The organism is Pseudomonas sp. ATCC 43928, assembly GCF_005938665.2.
In the GTDB taxonomy this organism is placed as follows: domain Bacteria; phylum Pseudomonadota; class Gammaproteobacteria; order Pseudomonadales; family Pseudomonadaceae; genus Aquipseudomonas.
Window position 1 is genome coordinate 1,070,205 of record NZ_CP041753.1, and the last position, 16,692, is coordinate 1,086,896.

Annotated in this window: 14 protein-coding genes; 11 read left to right on the top strand and 3 right to left on the bottom strand. The window is 58.1% G+C overall.

What is annotated here, in order from left to right:
- Positions 1 to 42: 42 nt before the first annotated feature.
- Positions 43 to 570 (bottom strand): outer membrane protein assembly factor BamE, encoded by a 528-nt coding sequence (locus tag FFH90_RS04825; protein ID WP_018929473.1) that lies wholly within the window; start codon positions 568 to 570, stop codon positions 43 to 45.
- A 97-nt stretch (positions 571 to 667) separates the two neighbouring features.
- Here FFH90_RS04825 and fur point away from each other — a divergent pair, with 97 nt between their 5' ends.
- Positions 668 to 1,072 carry a ferric iron uptake transcriptional regulator gene (fur, locus tag FFH90_RS04830; protein ID WP_003197684.1) on the top strand — a complete coding sequence of 135 codons (405 nt, stop codon included), beginning with the start codon at positions 668 to 670 and terminating at the stop codon, positions 1,070 to 1,072.
- 75 nt (positions 1,073 to 1,147) lie between these two features.
- Here fur and recN read toward each other — a convergent pair whose 3' ends face one another.
- A complete protein-coding gene (gene recN / locus FFH90_RS04835; RefSeq protein WP_018929474.1) occupies positions 1,148 to 2,821 on the bottom strand; it encodes a DNA repair protein RecN in 1,674 nt (557 codons plus the stop codon).
- A gap of 241 nt (positions 2,822 to 3,062) precedes the next feature.
- Here recN and grpE point away from each other — a divergent pair, with 241 nt between their 5' ends.
- The 8 genes from grpE (at position 3,063) to FFH90_RS04875 (ending at position 13,528) form a co-directional block, all read left to right on the top strand.
- A complete protein-coding gene (gene grpE, locus FFH90_RS04840; protein WP_064616139.1) occupies positions 3,063 to 3,629 on the top strand; it encodes a nucleotide exchange factor GrpE in 567 nt (188 codons plus the stop codon).
- Positions 3,630 to 3,731: 102 nt separating this feature from the next.
- On the top strand, positions 3,732 to 5,648 hold the full coding sequence (gene dnaK / locus FFH90_RS04845) for a molecular chaperone DnaK (RefSeq protein WP_018929476.1): 1,917 nt from the start codon (positions 3,732 to 3,734) through the stop codon (positions 5,646 to 5,648).
- Positions 5,649 to 5,945: 297 nt separating this feature from the next.
- Positions 5,946 to 7,070 carry a molecular chaperone DnaJ gene (dnaJ, locus tag FFH90_RS04850; RefSeq protein ID WP_018929477.1) on the top strand — a complete coding sequence of 375 codons (1,125 nt, stop codon included), beginning with the start codon at positions 5,946 to 5,948 and terminating at the stop codon, positions 7,068 to 7,070.
- A 9-nt stretch (positions 7,071 to 7,079) separates the two neighbouring features.
- Positions 7,080 to 7,886 (top strand): 4-hydroxy-tetrahydrodipicolinate reductase, encoded by an 807-nt coding sequence (dapB, locus tag FFH90_RS04855; RefSeq protein ID WP_026286671.1) that lies wholly within the window; start codon positions 7,080 to 7,082, stop codon positions 7,884 to 7,886.
- 259 nt (positions 7,887 to 8,145) lie between these two features.
- Positions 8,146 to 9,282: a glutamine-hydrolyzing carbamoyl-phosphate synthase small subunit gene (carA, locus tag FFH90_RS04860; protein ID WP_018929479.1), complete on the top strand. Its 1,137-nt coding sequence runs from the start codon at positions 8,146 to 8,148 to the stop codon at positions 9,280 to 9,282.
- 118 nt (positions 9,283 to 9,400) lie between these two features.
- Positions 9,401 to 12,622: a carbamoyl-phosphate synthase large subunit gene (gene carB, locus FFH90_RS04865; protein ID WP_018929480.1), complete on the top strand. Its 3,222-nt coding sequence runs from the start codon at positions 9,401 to 9,403 to the stop codon at positions 12,620 to 12,622.
- A complete protein-coding gene (greA, locus tag FFH90_RS04870; protein WP_018929481.1) occupies positions 12,619 to 13,095 on the top strand; it encodes a transcription elongation factor GreA in 477 nt (158 codons plus the stop codon). The genes carB and greA overlap by 4 nt, the downstream gene beginning before the upstream one ends.
- A gap of 28 nt (positions 13,096 to 13,123) precedes the next feature.
- Positions 13,124 to 13,528, top strand: a complete 405-nt coding sequence (locus FFH90_RS04875; RefSeq protein ID WP_007933533.1) for a hypothetical protein — start codon at positions 13,124 to 13,126, stop codon at positions 13,526 to 13,528.
- A 9-nt stretch (positions 13,529 to 13,537) separates the two neighbouring features.
- Here FFH90_RS04875 and FFH90_RS04880 read toward each other — a convergent pair whose 3' ends face one another.
- Entirely contained in the window at positions 13,538 to 13,846 is a 309-nt protein-coding gene (locus FFH90_RS04880) for a YhbY family RNA-binding protein (protein WP_007900503.1), read from the bottom strand.
- 101 nt (positions 13,847 to 13,947) lie between these two features.
- Here FFH90_RS04880 and rlmE point away from each other — a divergent pair, with 101 nt between their 5' ends.
- Both rlmE and ftsH read left to right on the top strand, forming a co-directional pair.
- On the top strand, positions 13,948 to 14,577 hold the full coding sequence (gene rlmE, locus FFH90_RS04885; RefSeq protein ID WP_007933535.1) for a 23S rRNA (uridine(2552)-2'-O)-methyltransferase RlmE: 630 nt from the start codon (positions 13,948 to 13,950) through the stop codon (positions 14,575 to 14,577).
- Between the two features lie 202 nt (positions 14,578 to 14,779).
- Complete coding sequence (gene ftsH / locus FFH90_RS04890) at positions 14,780 to 16,690, top strand: ATP-dependent zinc metalloprotease FtsH (protein ID WP_018929483.1); 1,911 nt, start codon at positions 14,780 to 14,782, stop codon at positions 16,688 to 16,690.
- The last annotated feature ends 2 nt before the right edge of the window (positions 16,691 to 16,692 follow it).

Below are 16,692 nucleotides of genomic sequence, written 5' to 3' on the forward strand. Positions count from 1 at the left end.
ATAAAAACCCCGGACATGCCGGGGTTTTTATTGCGTCGCAAATTATTGCGGCGAGGTTTCCAGCGGTTCTGGAGTCGGGACCGGGACAGTTTCTACGTTGTCCACGTCCTTCTGGATCTGGTCCAGCAACGAGCCTGGCTTGACCGGTTTTTCTGGCTTCGGCTTCTCGGCGTTTCCTGCCGGCGCGGTCACGGTAGTGCCGCTGTCCTTGCCGAGAATGGCCTCGTCGCGGCTCACGCCTGGCATGAAATCGCCAGAGAGGCTGACAAGTTGGTCATTTGGGTTGAAGATAACGCTAATGCGTTCCTGTTGGCGTTCACCGCCACCGGGTTGCAGGCTATACAGGTAATCCCAGCGATCGGCATGGAACGTGTCGGTCAACAGAGGGTTGCCCATGATAAACCGTACTTGCCGACGGGTCATTCCCGGGCGCAACTGGTCTATCATGTCCTGCGTGACGACATTGCCCTGCTGGATGTCGATTTTGTAAACCCCGGGGAATGAACAACCGGCGAGTGCGAGCAGTCCCACAAAGGTGAAACTGGTTAGCAAGAGCTTGGTGTTTTGCATCGGTGGGCGACTTCCACTATCTTGGCTGGGACAACGTAAACGCCGATCATACCCGCATTAAGAGAAGCTGCGAAGCAGCATCGCGAGAAAGCTGACCATGGTTGAAAATAGCGAACTACGCAAAGCCGGCCTCAAAGTGACCCTTCCACGGGTCAAAATTCTGCAAATGCTCGATTCCGCCGAGCAACGCCACATGAGTGCCGAGGACGTCTACAAAGCACTGATGGAGGCTGGTGAGGACGTCGGTCTGGCCACGGTTTACCGTGTTCTGACCCAGTTCGAGGCAGCTGGCCTTGTGGTGCGGCACAACTTCGACGGAGGCCATGCGGTCTTCGAACTGGACGACGGCAAGCATCACGACCATATGGTCAACGTCGAGACCAGTGAAGTGATCGAATTCTTCGACGAAGAAATCGAGCGGCTGCAGAAAGCAATCGTCGACAAGTATGGCTTCGAGATGGTCGATCACAATCTTGTACTGTACGTGCGCAAGAAAAAGTAAGCATGTCGCGCGAACTTCAGGTTCGCGAAACGAACGAAGGCGACCTCAGGGTCGCCTTCGTGCTTTCTATCCTTCTTAGATTTTCGCGGTAACAACCATTTTCTTCGCGTGAGCCAGGGACTCCTTGGTGAGGTCGATGCCGCCGAGCATCCGTGCCACTTCTTCGACACGATCATTCTTGCTCAGCTTGGAGACGGCTGTGTGCGTGGCATCTTCACCGCGGACCTTGTGCACAAATAGATGTTGATGCCCCTGCGCCGCCACTTGCGGCAAGTGCGTCACGGTCAGAACCTGCCCGCGCTCCCCGAGGCGTCGCAGCAACTGGCCGACAATCTCGGCGGTCGGGCCGCCAATGCCTACGTCCACTTCGTCGAACACCAGCGTCGGTACGCGGGAGGTCTGTGCGGTGATCACCTGAATTGCCAGGCTGATGCGCGATAGTTCGCCCCCCGATGCCACTTTTGCCAGGGCTTTCAACGGTTGCCCTGGGTTGGCGCTCACCAGTAGTTCCACTTGTTCTAGCCCGTTGGGCAGCAGTTCGTCGCTGCTGTTGGGGCGCAGTTCGATGGTGAAGCGGCCACCGGGCATGCCCAGGCGCTGGATTTCCTGTTCCACGGCGCTGGCCAGGCTGCTCGACGCTTGATGGCGCAGGTCGCTCAATTCCCGGGCCTTCTCCTGATAATGACGGGCGTAGGAGGCCAGCTCATCGCCCAGTCGTTCGATGGATTCATCGTTGGCATTCAGGGTTTCGATTTCGTCGAGTAGCTTCTGTTGCATCTCGGCGACCTCGGTCGGCTGGATGCGGTGTTTGCGAGCCAGGGTGTAGATCGCATCGAGGCGCTCTTCCAGGTATTGAAGGCGTGCCGGGTCTGCGTCGAAATTGTCGAGAAAACGGTTCAATTCGCCCACCGCTTCTTCAACCTGAATCTGCGCGCTGGTCAGCAGGTTGCTGGCTTCACCCAGGGCGCCGATCGAATTGTTCACGCTCGATAGGCGATTGAGGCTGGCGGTCAGTGCGTTCAATACATTGCCGGAATCACTTTCGCTGCATTGTTCGACCACTTGCCGACAAATGCCCAGCAGGGTTTCGGCGTTGGTCAGGTTCTTGTGTTCCTGCTCCAGTTGCTCCAGCTCGCTTTCGCCGAGGCCGAGGTTTTCCAGTTCTTCGAGTTGATAGCTGAGCAACTGATGACGAGCGCGCTGTTCGTCGCCGGAGTTGGAGAGGCGTTCCAGCTCCTGACGGGTCTGGCGCCAGCGTTGGGCGGCCAGTTGCACCTGACGGGCAAGGTCCGTGGCGCCGGCGTACTCGTCGAGCAGGCGGCGATGGGTATCGGTTTTGAGCAGGGATTGGTGTTCGTGCTGGCTGTGGATATCGATCAGCAACTCGCCCAGGGCCTTCAGGTCGCCGAGAGGGCAGGGGGTGCCATTGATATAGCCGCGCGAACGCCCTTCAGCAGTGATCACGCGGCGCAGAATGCACGGGCCGTCGTTCTCGAGGTCGCGTTCGGCCAGCCAGGCGCTGGCTTCAGGGATGTCGATCAGGTCGAAGGTGGCCAGGATGTCGGCCTTGTCGGCCCCCGGGCGGACTACGCCGCTGTCGGCGCGATCGCCCAGGGTCAGACCGAGGGCGTCGAGCATGATCGACTTGCCGGCGCCGGTTTCTCCTGTGATCACGCTCATCCCGCGATCGAGTTCGAGATCGAGATGTTCAACGATGGCGTAGTTGTGTACGGACAGGTGCACCAGCATGAAGGCCGCTCCCAGGCTTTAGGTCTGGTTATTTATACAGTGTTTTGTTTCTGGCTGACAATGCCCCCGCTTAGGTCGATTTGCTTGATTGAAAGAAATCCTTAGCGCGCCTGGGAATGACAAAGCAGTTGTTTTTTGTAGGGTTAATCATCGGATAGCCCTTGAAGCTGAATTTTGCGACCCCATATACCGGGGCAGAAGCGTGAGTTGAGCTCGCGGACGATATTGGAAGGAGAAATCTATGGCTGACGAACAGACAGTGGATACGCAAAATCTAGACGCCAACCAGACCCCCGAGGCTTCGGGTGAAGACCTGGCGGCTCGTGTACAAGTGCTCGAAGAGCAATTGGCTGGTGCGCAGGATCAGGCTTTGCGTGTAGCCGCCGATCTGCAGAACGTCCGCCGTCGTGCCGATCAGGACGTTGAAAAGGCTCACAAGTTCGCCCTGGAAAAATTCGCAGGCGACCTGCTGCCGATCATTGACAGCCTGGAGCGCGGCCTGGAGCTGTCCAACCCTGACGACGAAAACATTCGTTCGATGCGCGAAGGGATCGAGCTGACCCTGAAAATGTTCCAGGACACCCTGAAGCGCTATCACCTGGAAGCCATCGATCCTGAAGGCGAACCTTTCAATGCCTCGCATCATCAGGCGATGGCCATGCAGGAAAGCGCCGACGTCGAGCCAAACAGCGTGCTCAAGGTGTTTCAGAAGGGCTATCAGCTCCACGGTCGCCTGCTGCGCCCGGCCATGGTCGTGGTCAGCAAGGCACCTGCACCGGTTTCGCCTTCGATTGACGAGCAGGCTTGAAATTAGCCGCAAGGCCCCCATTTAGAAGTCAAGCGTTTAAGTGCTACCGCAGTCAGCCACCACTACTGCGGCATCCAAATCCAAAGTTTCGGGAGAGTGAACATGGGCAAAATTATCGGTATCGACCTGGGGACTACCAACTCCTGCGTCTCCGTGCTGGAAAACGGCAAGGCCAAAGTTATTGAAAACGCTGAAGGCGCGCGTACCACGCCGTCGATCATCGCTTATGCCAACGATGGCGAAATCCTGGTTGGCCAGTCGGCCAAGCGTCAGGCAGTGACCAATCCGCATAACACCCTGTACGCGGTGAAGCGTCTGATCGGTCGTCGTTTCGACGAAGAAGTCGTACAGAAAGACATCCAGATGGTCCCTTACAAGATCGTCAAGGCTGACAACAGCGACGCCTGGGTTGAAGTGAACGGCCAGAAAATGGCACCGCCACAAATCTCGGCTGAAATTCTGAAGAAAATGAAGAAGACCGCCGAAGACTACCTCGGCGAGCCTGTGACCGAAGCGGTGATCACCGTTCCGGCCTACTTCAACGACAGCCAGCGTCAAGCCACCAAAGACGCCGGCCGCATCGCGGGCCTGGACGTAAAACGCATCATCAACGAACCAACCGCAGCCGCACTGGCCTACGGTATGGACAAGGCCAAGGGCGATCACACTGTGATCGTTTACGACTTGGGTGGCGGTACTTTCGACGTTTCCGTTATCGAGATCGCTGAAGTCGATGGCGAGCACCAGTTCGAAGTGTTGGCCACCAACGGCGACACCTTCCTGGGCGGTGAAGACTTTGACATTCGCCTGATCGACTACCTCGTCGACGAATTCAAGAAAGAAAGCGGCATGAACCTCAAGGGTGATCCGCTGGCCATGCAGCGCCTGAAAGAAGCTGCCGAGAAAGCCAAGATCGAACTGTCCTCGAGCCAGTCGACCGACGTGAACCTGCCGTACATCACTGCAGACGCTACCGGTCCTAAGCACTTGAACGTGAAAATCTCCCGCGCCAAGCTCGAAGCGCTGGTGGAAGACCTGGTTCAGCGCACCATCGAACCTTGCCGCATCGCGATGAAAGACGCCGGTATCGATGTCAGCAAGATCGACGACGTGATTCTGGTCGGCGGTCAGACCCGTATGCCAATGGTGCAGAAAGCTGTTTCCGACTTCTTCGGTAAAGAAGCTCGTAAAGACGTTAACCCGGACGAAGCTGTTGCCATGGGTGCTGCGATCCAGGGCGCTGTATTGGCCGGCGACGTGAAAGACGTTCTGCTGCTCGACGTCAGCCCGCTGACCCTGGGTATCGAAACCATGGGTGGCGTGATGACTGCGCTGATCGAGAAAAACACCACGATTCCTACCAAGAAATCGCAAGTGTTCTCGACTGCTGACGACAACCAGAGCGCCGTGACCATTCACGTGCTGCAAGGTGAGCGTAAGCAAGCCGCACAGAACAAGTCCCTGGGCAAGTTCGACCTGGCCGAGATTCCACCGGCTCCACGTGGTGTGCCACAAATCGAAGTGACCTTCGACATCGACGCCAACGGCATTCTGCACGTAGGCGCCAAAGACAAGGCTACTGGCAAGACTCAGTCGATCGTGATCAAGGCCAACTCCGGTCTGTCCGAGGACGAAATTCAGCAGATGGTTCGCGACGCTGAACTGAATGCTGAAGAAGACCGCAAGTTCGAAGAGCTGGCGAGCGCTCGTAACCAGGGCGACGCACTGGTTCACTCGACTCGCAAAATGGTCGCTGATGCTGGCGACAAGGTGAGCGCTGAAGAGAAGACTGCAATCGAAGCGGCAGTAGTTGCCCTGGAAGCCGCTGTTAAAGGCGACGACAAGGCTGCGATCGAAGCCAAGGTTGAAGAGCTGTCCAAGGTCTCCGCGCCAGTGGCTCAGAAAATGTATGCCGAGCAGGCTCAGCCAGCTGAAGGCGCGGCACCGAAAGGCGAAGCGGCTGAAAAAGCTGACGACGTCGTCGACGCTGAGTTCGAAGAAGTTAAAGACCACAAGTAAGTTGTTGGTCGCCCGGTTGACTGCCTTCAGGCGGTGACTGGTAGGATGTCGCCGCGCGGGAGCTTGCTCCCGCGTTGGCGTGTCTGGAGTTAGCGAATTTTTACAGCATGCGACAACGCTCGCGTGTTGGTGGCATGGCCGGGGATGCTCCTGCTTTCCGCGCCGAAAGTGCTGCATCGAATCAAAGACCAGGATCGTTGAATTGACGTGAGTTGGGTCCGGGCCTGTATTGGGGCTCAACGAGTTTGACGAGGCTCAGGAGAGGTTTGTCGAACGTCCTTAAGAGTGCAAAGACTTATGGCAAAGCGTGACTATTACGAAGTATTGGGTGTTGAGCGTGGCTCAAGCGAAGCAGACCTGAAAAAGGCCTACCGCCGCCTGGCGATGAAGCACCACCCGGACCGTAATCCCGATGACAAAGCGTCGGAAGATATGTTCAAGGAGGCCAACGAGGCCTACGAAGTGCTGTCCGATTCCAGTAAGCGCGCGGCCTATGACCAATACGGTCATGCAGGTGTCGACCCGAGCATGGGTGGCGGCGGTGCCGGTTTTGGTGGCCAGAACTTCTCCGATATCTTTGGCGATGTCTTCAGTGACTTCTTCGGTGGCGGTCGCGGCGGCTCCCGTGGCGGCGCGCAGCGTGGCAGCGACCTGCGTTACACGCTGGAGTTGAACCTGGAAGAAGCGGTGCGCGGCACAACCGTGAATATCCGTGTTCCGACACTGGTCAATTGCAAGCCGTGTGACGGCTCGGGTGCCAAGAAAGGCTCCTCGCCGGTCACCTGCCCGACGTGTGGCGGTATCGGTCAGGTACGCATGCAGCAAGGCTTCTTCTCGGTGCAGCAGACCTGCCCGCGTTGCCATGGCCAGGGCAAGATCATTTCCGATCCGTGCGATTCCTGCCACGGCGAAGGTCGTGTCGAAGAGTACAAGACGCTTTCCGTCAAAGTGCCGGCCGGTGTCGATACCGGTGACCGTATTCGTCTGTCCGGCGAAGGCGAAGCGGGCGCGCAGGGTGGTCCGACCGGCGATCTGTACGTGGTGATCAATGTGCGTGAGCACGCGATCTTCCAGCGTGATGGCAAGCACCTGTTCTGCGAAGTGCCGATCAGCTTCGTCGACGCAGCGTTGGGCGGCGAGCTGGAGATTCCGACCCTTGATGGTCGGGTCAAGCTGAAGATCCCTGAGGGGACTCAGACCGGCAAGCAGTTCCGTGTTCGCGGCAAAGGCGTTGCGCCGGTGCGTGGCGGCGGCGCTGGCGACCTGATGTGCCGTGTGGCGGTCGAAACCCCGGTCAACCTGGGTCGTCGCCAGCGCGAATTGCTGGAAGAGTTCCGCAGCTCCCTGGCGGACGACAACAGTCATTCGCCGAAAACCACTGGTTGGTTCGAAGGCGTGAAGCGCTTCTTCGGCGATTTGTAAGGAGTGAGCATGCGACGTATAGCTGTGATGGGTGCCGCTGGCCGCATGGGCAAGATCCTGGTCGAGGCGGTGCAGCAGCGCGCGCCGCTGACCGGTCTGACCGCCGCCATCGTGCGTCCCGGCAGTACGCTGATTGGCGTGGATGCCGGTGAGCTGGCCTCGTTGGGGCGTATTGGTGTGCCGCTGTCCGGTAGTCTGGATTCGGTGGCCGATGAGTTCGACGTGCTGATCGACTTCACGCTCCCGGAAGTCATGCTGAAAAACCTGGCTTTCTGCCGTAAGGCGGGCAAGGCCATGGTGATCGGCACGACAGGATTGGACGCCGCGCAGAAGCAGTTGCTGGCCGAGGCGGGCAAGGATATTCCTATCGTGTTCGCGGCCAATTTCAGCGTCGGTGTAAACCTGTCGCTGAAGCTGCTCGACATGGCTGCGCGCGTGCTGGGTGATGATGCGGATATCGAAATCATCGAGGCTCACCATCGGCACAAGATCGATGCGCCTTCGGGCACGGCGCTGCGCATGGGTGAAGTAATCGCCAATGCGCTGGATCGTGATCTGCAGAAGGTTGCGGTCTATGGGCGTGAAGGTCACACCGGTGCGCGTGAGCGTGAAACGATCGGCTTTGCGACTGTTCGCGGTGGTGATGTGGTCGGTGATCATACGGTGCTGTTCGCCTGCGAGGGCGAGCGACTGGAAATCACGCACAAGGCATCCAGTCGTATGACCTTCGCCAAGGGTGCGGTACGAGCGGCTTTGTGGCTGGACGGTCGTGAGCCAGGCCTCTACGACATGCAAGACGTGCTCGACCTGCGTTAAGATGCAGCCAAAACCGGGTTCAAACATAGCCTTTGAGCCCGGTTTTAAACCGCCAAGCGACGTCCTGTCGCATTCTCCGGCCTTTAGGGCTCATTGGCGGTAGACCAAAAATGCCTTTTTCTGTAAGCTACAGCTTTAGTGTGTCCACTAAAAGCGCGCAGAATAATTCGATGAAGAAGCGGGGTGACGTGTCCATACGTCACTCCGCTTTTTTACAACCTGCGATCGCCCTTTCAGGCTTTATTTACGGGAGGTCTTCTTGACTAAGCCAGCCATACTCGCCCTTGCTGATGGCAGCATTTTTCGCGGCGAAGCCATTGGAGCCGACGGTCAAACCGTTGGTGAGGTGGTGTTCAACACCGCAATGACCGGCTATCAGGAAATCCTTACCGATCCTTCCTACGCCCAACAGATCGTTACCCTGACTTACCCGCACATCGGCAACACTGGTACTACGCCGGAAGACGCCGAGTCCGATCGCGTCTGGTCCGCTGGCCTGGTCATCCGTGACCTGCCACTGGTTGCGAGCAACTGGCGCAACACGATGTCTCTGTCCGACTACCTGAAAGCCAACAACGTCGTGGCAATCGCCGGTATCGACACTCGTCGCCTGACACGCATCCTGCGTGAGAAAGGCGCGCAGAACGGCTGCATTATGGCCGGTGACAACATTTCCGAAGAAGCCGCCATCGCCGCTGCCCAGGGCTTCCCTGGCCTCAAAGGCATGGACCTGGCGAAAGTCGTCAGCACCAAAGAGAAGTACGAGTGGCGCTCGACTGTCTGGGACTTGAAGACCGACAGCCACGCGACCATCGACGCTTCCGATCTGCCATACCACGTGGTTGCCTACGACTACGGCGTCAAGCTGAACATCCTGCGCATGCTGGTCGAGCGCGGTTGCCGCGTGACTGTGGTGCCAGCTCAAACGCCGGCGGCTGACGTTCTGGCTCTGAAACCGGACGGCGTGTTCCTGTCAAACGGCCCGGGTGACCCTGAGCCATGCGACTACGCGATCCAGGCCATTAAAGACGTGCTGGAAACCGAGATCCCGGTATTCGGTATCTGCCTCGGCCACCAACTGCTGGCTCTGGCCTCCGGCGCCAAGACCCTGAAAATGGGCCACGGCCACCACGGTGCCAACCACCCGGTTCAGGATCTGGACAGCGGTGTGGTGATGATCACCAGCCAGAACCACGGTTTTGCGGTAGACGAAGCGACCCTGCCAGGCAACGTTCGTGCGATCCACAAATCGCTGTTCGACGGCACCCTGCAAGGCATCGAGCGTACCGACAAGAGCGCCTTCAGCTTCCAGGGTCACCCTGAAGCCAGCCCTGGCCCGAACGACGTAGCGCCACTGTTTGATCGCTTCATCAACGAAATGGCCAAGCGACGCTAATCGCTCGCCCTGATGTAGCGAAGCCTGGGGGCGGTCCCGAAACCGGCGGCCCCCCTCAAGGCTTCAGAGATTGAACAAGACGGCTTGCCGACTGACCTGCGGATTTGAGTGACAACCCATGCCAAAACGTACAGACATTAAAAGCATCCTGATTCTCGGCGCTGGCCCGATCGTGATCGGCCAGGCCTGCGAATTCGACTACTCCGGCGCCCAGGCCTGTAAAGCCCTGCGCGAGGAGGGTTACCGCGTCATCCTGGTGAACTCCAACCCGGCGACCATCATGACCGACCCGGCCATGGCCGACGCCACCTACATCGAACCGATCAAGTGGCAGACCGTTGCCAAGATCATCGAGAAAGAGCGTCCGGACGCGCTGCTGCCGACCATGGGTGGCCAGACCGCCCTGAACTGCGCCCTGGACCTGGAGCGCGAAGGCGTTCTGGAGAAGTTCGGCGTAGAGATGATCGGCGCCAACGCTGACACCATCGACAAGGCTGAAGACCGTTCGCGCTTCGACAAGGCGATGAAATCCATCGGTCTGGACTGCCCGCGTTCGGGTATCGCCCATAGCATGGAAGAGGCCAACGCGGTTCTCGATCGTCTGGGCTTCCCGTGCATCATTCGTCCGTCCTTCACCATGGGCGGCACCGGCGGCGGTATTGCTTACAACCGTGAAGAGTTCGAAGAAATCTGCGCCCGCGGTCTGGATCTGTCGCCGACCAAAGAGCTGCTGATTGACGAATCGCTGATCGGCTGGAAAGAATACGAGATGGAGGTTGTCCGCGATAAAAAGGACAACTGCATCATCGTCTGCTCCATCGAAAACTTCGACCCGATGGGCGTGCACACCGGTGACTCGATCACGGTTGCACCCGCACAGACCCTGACCGACAAGGAATACCAGATCCTGCGTAACGCCTCCCTGGCGGTACTGCGCGAGATCGGCGTGGAAACCGGCGGCTCCAACGTCCAGTTCGGCATCTGCCCGAACACTGGTCGCATGGTGGTCATCGAGATGAACCCGCGGGTATCCCGTTCCTCGGCCCTGGCATCGAAAGCCACCGGTTTCCCGATCGCCAAGGTCGCGGCGAAACTGGCCGTCGGTTACACCCTCGACGAACTGTCGAACGACATCACCGGCGGCAAGACCCCGGCGTCCTTCGAGCCGTCCATCGACTACGTCGTCACCAAACTGCCACGCTTTGCCTTCGAGAAATTCCCGAAAGCCGACGCACGCCTGACCACTCAGATGAAGTCGGTCGGTGAAGTCATGGCCATCGGCCGGACCTTCCAGGAATCCCTGCAGAAAGCTCTGCGCGGTCTGGAGGTGGGTGTTTGCGGCCTGGACGAGAAGCTCGACCTGAGCAACCCGGAAAGCATGAGCATCCTCAAGCGCGAACTGACCGTGCCGGGTGCCGAGCGTATCTGGTACGTGGCTGACGCGTTCCGCGCGGGCCTGTCGGTCGAAGACATCTTCGGCATGAACATGATCGACCCGTGGTTCCTGGTGCAGATCGAAGATCTGATCAAGGAAGAAGAGAAGGTCAAGACCCTGGGTCTGTCCGCTATCGACCGCGACCTGATGTTCCGCCTCAAGCGTAAAGGCTTCTCCGATCAGCGTCTGGCCAAGCTGCTGGGCGTCACCGAGAAGAACCTGCGTACCCATCGTCACAAGCTGGAAGTGTTCCCGGTCTACAAGCGCGTCGACACCTGCGCCGCCGAGTTCGCTACCGACACCGCGTACCTGTACTCGACTTACGAGGAAGAGTGCGAAGCTGCGCCGTCGGGTCGCGACAAGATCATGATCCTGGGTGGCGGTCCAAACCGCATCGGTCAGGGCATCGAGTTCGACTATTGCTGCGTACACGCAGCACTGGCCCTGCGCGATGACGGGTACGAGACCATCATGGTCAACTGCAACCCGGAAACCGTTTCCACCGACTACGACACCTCCGATCGTCTGTACTTCGAACCAGTGACCCTGGAAGACGTGCTGGAAATCGTCCGCGTCGAGAAGCCAAAAGGTGTGATCGTTCAGTACGGCGGTCAGACCCCGCTGAAACTGGCCCGTGCCCTGGAAGCCGCCGGCGTGCCGATCATCGGCACCAGTCCTGACGCCATCGACCGCGCCGAAGACCGTGAGCGCTTCCAGCAGATGGTTGAGCGTCTGAACCTGCGTCAGCCGCCTAACGCCACCGTGCGCAGCGAAGATGAAGCGATTCGTGCCGCCGCCAAAATCGGTTACCCGCTGGTGGTTCGTCCGTCCTACGTACTGGGTGGGCGTGCGATGGAAATCGTTTACGAAGAGGAAGAACTCAAACGCTACCTGCGTGAAGCGGTTCAAGTGTCCAACGACAGCCCGGTGCTGCTGGACCACTTCCTCAACTGCGCGATCGAAATGGACGTGGATGCGGTCTGCGACGGCACCGACGTGGTGATCGGCGCGATCATGCAGCACATTGAGCAGGCCGGCGTTCACTCCGGTGACTCCGCGTGCTCCCTGCCGCCGTATTCGCTGCCTGCACATATCCAGGACGAGATGCGCGAACAGGTCAAGAAAATGGCCCTGGAACTGGGCGTGGTCGGCCTGATGAACGTTCAGTTGGCGCTGCAAGGCGAAGACATCTACGTCATCGAAGTCAACCCGCGCGCATCCCGTACCGTACCGTTCGTCTCCAAGTGCATCGGTGTGTCCCTGGCGATGGTCGCGGCTCGCGTGATGGCCGGTAAAACCCTGAAGGAAATCGGCTTCACCAAAGAAATCATTCCGAACTTCTACAGCGTGAAAGAGGCGGTGTTCCCATTCGCCAAATTCCCTGGCGTGGACCCGATCCTGGGCCCAGAGATGAAGTCCACCGGTGAAGTGATGGGCGTGGGCGACACCTTCGGCGAAGCCTTTGCCAAGGCTCAGATGGGCGCCAGTGAAGTGCTGCCAACCGGTGGTACCGCGTTCATCAGCGTGCGCGACGATGACAAGCCGCTGGTTGCAGGCGTGGCCCGTGATCTGATCAACTTGGGCTTCGAAGTGGTCGCCACTGCCGGTACTGCCAAGCTGATCGAAGCTGCAGGCCTGAAAGTGCGTCGTGTGAACAAGGTGACCGAGGGTCGTCCGCACGTGGTCGACATGATCAAGAATGACGAAGTCACTCTGATCATCAACACCACCGAAGGTCGTCAGTCGATCGCTGATTCCTACTCCATTCGTCGTAATGCCTTGCAGCACAAGATCTACTGCACCACTACTATTGCTGCTGGCGAAGCTATCTGCGAAGCGCTGAAGTTCGGTCCTGAGAAGACCGTGCGCCGCTTGCAGGATCTACACGCAGGATTGAAGGCATGATCAAATACCCAATGACCGTCAAGGGCGCTAAAGCCCTGGAAGAAGAACACGCTCATCTGACCAAGGTCGTTCGTCCGAAACTCAGTCAGGACATCGGTACGGCCCGCGAGTTGGGTGACTTGAAGGAAAACGCCGAATACCACGCTGCTCGCGAGCAGCAGGGGATGGTCGAGGCGCGGATTCGTGACATTGAAGGCCGCATGCAAAACGCTGTGGTCATCGACGTAACGACCATCGAGCACACCGGCAAGGTGATTTTCGGCACCACCGTCGAAATCGCCAATGTCGAGACCGATGAAAGCGTGACTTACCAGATCGTTGGTGAGGATGAAGCAGACATCAAGCTCGGCAAGATCTCCGTCGGTTCGCCGATCGCCCGTGCCTTGATCGCCAAGGAAGAGGGTGATGTGGTGGCGGTCAAAACGCCGGGTGGCGTTATCGAGTATGAGATTGTCGAAGTTCGCCACATCTGAAAGAAGGCGCCCGCTACGTGCGGGTGCCATGCTTTGGCAGCTGACCCAGATGCTCTGGGTTGGCGGCTTGTGGTTGTTGCACATCGGTCTGCTGCCGGTGCTGGGGCAAATAGGCTTGGCGCCGCTGCTGATCGACGAAATTGCAGGTGCGCTGAATACGCTGATGGTGGGATTCGCCACAGCGAGTGTGATTTTTCAGGCTTTGGTGCTGGTACAGGCCGAGGGTCTTGCCAGTCTATGGCGGGATATTCGCGGGCAACTGCTGCTGATGGCGCTGTATGGGTGCGCGATGTATTTCGCAGTACGCTTCGGTTGGCCGCAGGCGCTGCATTGGCAGTTGTTCAGCTATCTTGTCCTGGGGTTTTCCGGGCTGGTGCTGGTGATGCAGCCGGTGCCTGGATGGAGTGTCAGGGTGCGCGAAGCACACCCTTGACCCTTGCCATCACTTGAAGCGATGGACGTTCGACAACTGCTTGTTGACGCTGAAGTTCTTGCGATAAATCAGTGCCATCTTGCCGATGACCTGAACCAGATCGGCTTTGCCGGCCTTGCAGAGTTCTGCAATGGCTGCCAGGCGCGATTCGCGATCGAGGATGTTGAGCTTGATTTTGATCAGCTCGTGATCCGCCAAAGCGCGTTCAAGTTCGGCTAACACACCTTCAGTCAAGCCGTTGTCAGCCACAATCAAAACTGGTTTCAGATGGTGGCCAATGGACTTGTACTGTTTCTTCTGCTCTTGAGTGAGCGGCATAATCTGACCCTTTCGTCTGGATTCTGTAAAATGGCGGCCATTTTACCCGAGGGCTCGTGGATCCGCCCAATTAATCACGACCCTTATCATCGAGGTGCCCAATGGCGCGTTCCAAGACAAGCCTTGGTTGGCTGAAAAGACATGTCAACGATCCCTATGTGAAGCAGGCGCAAAAGGATGGCTACCGCTCGCGTGCGAGTTACAAACTTCTGGAGGTCCAGGAGAAATACAAGCTGATCCGTCCCGGCATGAGCGTTGTCGACCTGGGTGCGGCGCCCGGCGGATGGTCGCAGGTGACTAGTCGTCTGATTGGTGGTCAGGGGCGACTGATCGCCTCGGACATTCTGGAAATGGACAGCATTCCGGACGTGACTTTCATTCAGGGGGACTTCACCGAGGACGAAGTGCTCACGCGGATCCTTGAAGCTGTGGGTAATTCGCAGGTGGACCTTGTGATTTCCGATATGGCCCCCAATATGAGTGGTACGCCTGAAGTGGACATGCCAAAAGCCATGTTTCTTTGCGAGCTGGCGCTTGATTTGGCGGAACGGATACTCAAGCCGGGTGGTAATTTTGTGATCAAGATTTTTCAGGGCGAAGGGTTTGATGTTTACCTGAAGGATGCTCGTCGGAAATTCGACAAGATCCAGATGATCAAGCCAGACTCTTCCCGTGACAGTTCCCGCGAGCAATACATGTTGGCTTGGGGTTACCGCGGGCGTAGTGAGTAAAACGAGGTTTTTTGGCGGGGTGATAGGTTTTTCATATTTCGCCCCGCATGCATTAGCGAATATTGTGTAGAAAGTGTTTCACAAAGGGTTACAGACGGCGCCTGCCAGAGCCGTAGGTAATGTAGTAAGTTAGGCCGGTGAATATCATGCGAAGCGCGCGCCATTAGCGGAGCTTGCTTCAGAGGGTAGTTAATTGAACGATATGGCAAAGAATCTGATCCTGTGGTTGATCATCGCAGCTGTCCTGGTGACGGTGATGAACAACTTCTCCAGCCCTAACGAGCCGCAGACCCTCAACTATTCCGACTTCATCCAGCAGGTCAAGGATGGCAAGGTCGAGCGCGTAGCGGTTGATGGCTACGTGATTACAGGCAAGCGCAACGATGGCGACAGCTTCAAGACCATCCGTCCGGCAATCCAGGACAACGGTCTGATCGGCGACCTCGTGGATAACCACGTTGTGGTCGAAGGCAAGCAACCTGAGCAGCAAAGTATCTGGACTCAACTCCTGGTCGCAAGCTTCCCGATCCTGGTGATCATCGCCGTCTTCATGTTCTTCATGCGGCAGATGCAGGGCGGTGCCGGTGGCAAGGGTGGGCCGATGAGTTTCGGCAAGAGCAAGGCGCGCCTGCTCTCCGAAGATCAGGTGAAAACCACCCTGGCTGACGTTGCAGGTTGTGACGAAGCCAAGGAAGAAGTCGGCGAGCTGGTCGAGTTCCTGCGTGATCCGGGCAAGTTTCAGCGCCTGGGCGGTCGCATTCCTCGCGGCGTGCTGATGGTTGGTCCTCCGGGTACCGGTAAAACCTTGCTGGCCAAGGCGATTGCCGGCGAAGCCAAAGTACCGTTCTTTACTATTTCCGGTTCCGATTTCGTCGAAATGTTCGTCGGTGTCGGTGCCAGCCGTGTCCGTGACATGTTCGAGCAGGCGAAGAAGCATGCGCCATGCATCATCTTCATCGATGAAATCGACGCCGTCGGTCGCCACCGTGGTGCCGGCATGGGTGGTGGTCACGATGAGCGCGAGCAGACCCTCAACCAGTTGCTGGTAGAGATGGACGGCTTCGAAATGAATGACGGCATCATCGTCATCGCCGCGACCAACCGTCCGGACGTACTGGATCCTGCGTTGCTGCGTCCGGGCCGCTTCGACCGTCAGGTCGTGGTTGGCCTGCCGGACATCCGTGGTCGCGAGCAGATTCTCAAGGTCCACATGCGCAAAGTGCCGATGGGTGACGACGTCGCTCCGGCCGTGATCGCTCGTGGTACTCCTGGTTTCTCCGGTGCCGACCTGGCCAACCTGGTGAACGAGGCTTCGTTGTTTGCGGCTCGTGCCGGCAAGCGCATCGTCGAGATGAAAGAGTTCGAACTGGCCAAAGACAAGATCATGATGGGTGCCGAGCGCAAATCCATGGTCATGTCCGAGAAAGAAAAGCAGAACACTGCTTATCACGAAGCCGGCCACGCTATCGTCGGTCGCGTCGTGCCAGAGCATGACCCGGTCTACAAAGTGTCGATCATTCCGCGCGGTCGCGCACTTGGTGTGACCATGTTCCTGCCGGAAGAAGATCGCTACAGCCTGTCCAAGCGTGCACTGATCAGCCAGATCTGCTCGCTGTACGGCGGTCGTATCGCTGAAGAGATGACCTTGGGCTTCGATGGCGTCACCACCGGTGCGTCCAACGACATCATGCGTGCCAGCCAGATAGCACGAAACATGGTGACCAAGTGGGGCTTGTCGGAAAAACTCGGTCCATTGATGTACGCCGAAGAAGAGGGCGAAGTGTTCCTCGGTCGTGGCGGCGGTGGTCAGCATGCCAGTTTCTCTGGCGAGACGGCCAAGCTGATCGACTCCGAAGTGCGCAGCATCATTGACCAGTGCTATGGCACGGCCAAGCAGATCCTTACGGATAACCGTGACAAGCTTGATGCGATGGCGGATGCCCTGATGAAGTACGAGACGATCGATGCCGATCAGATCGATGACATCATGGCGGGTCGTACGCCTCGCGAACCTCGCGACTGGTCTGGCGGCAACGACACTTCCGGCACGCCTCCAGTGGTGCAGGATGGGCGTCCGGAAACACCTATCGGCGGCCCGGCTGCTGACGTTTAAGG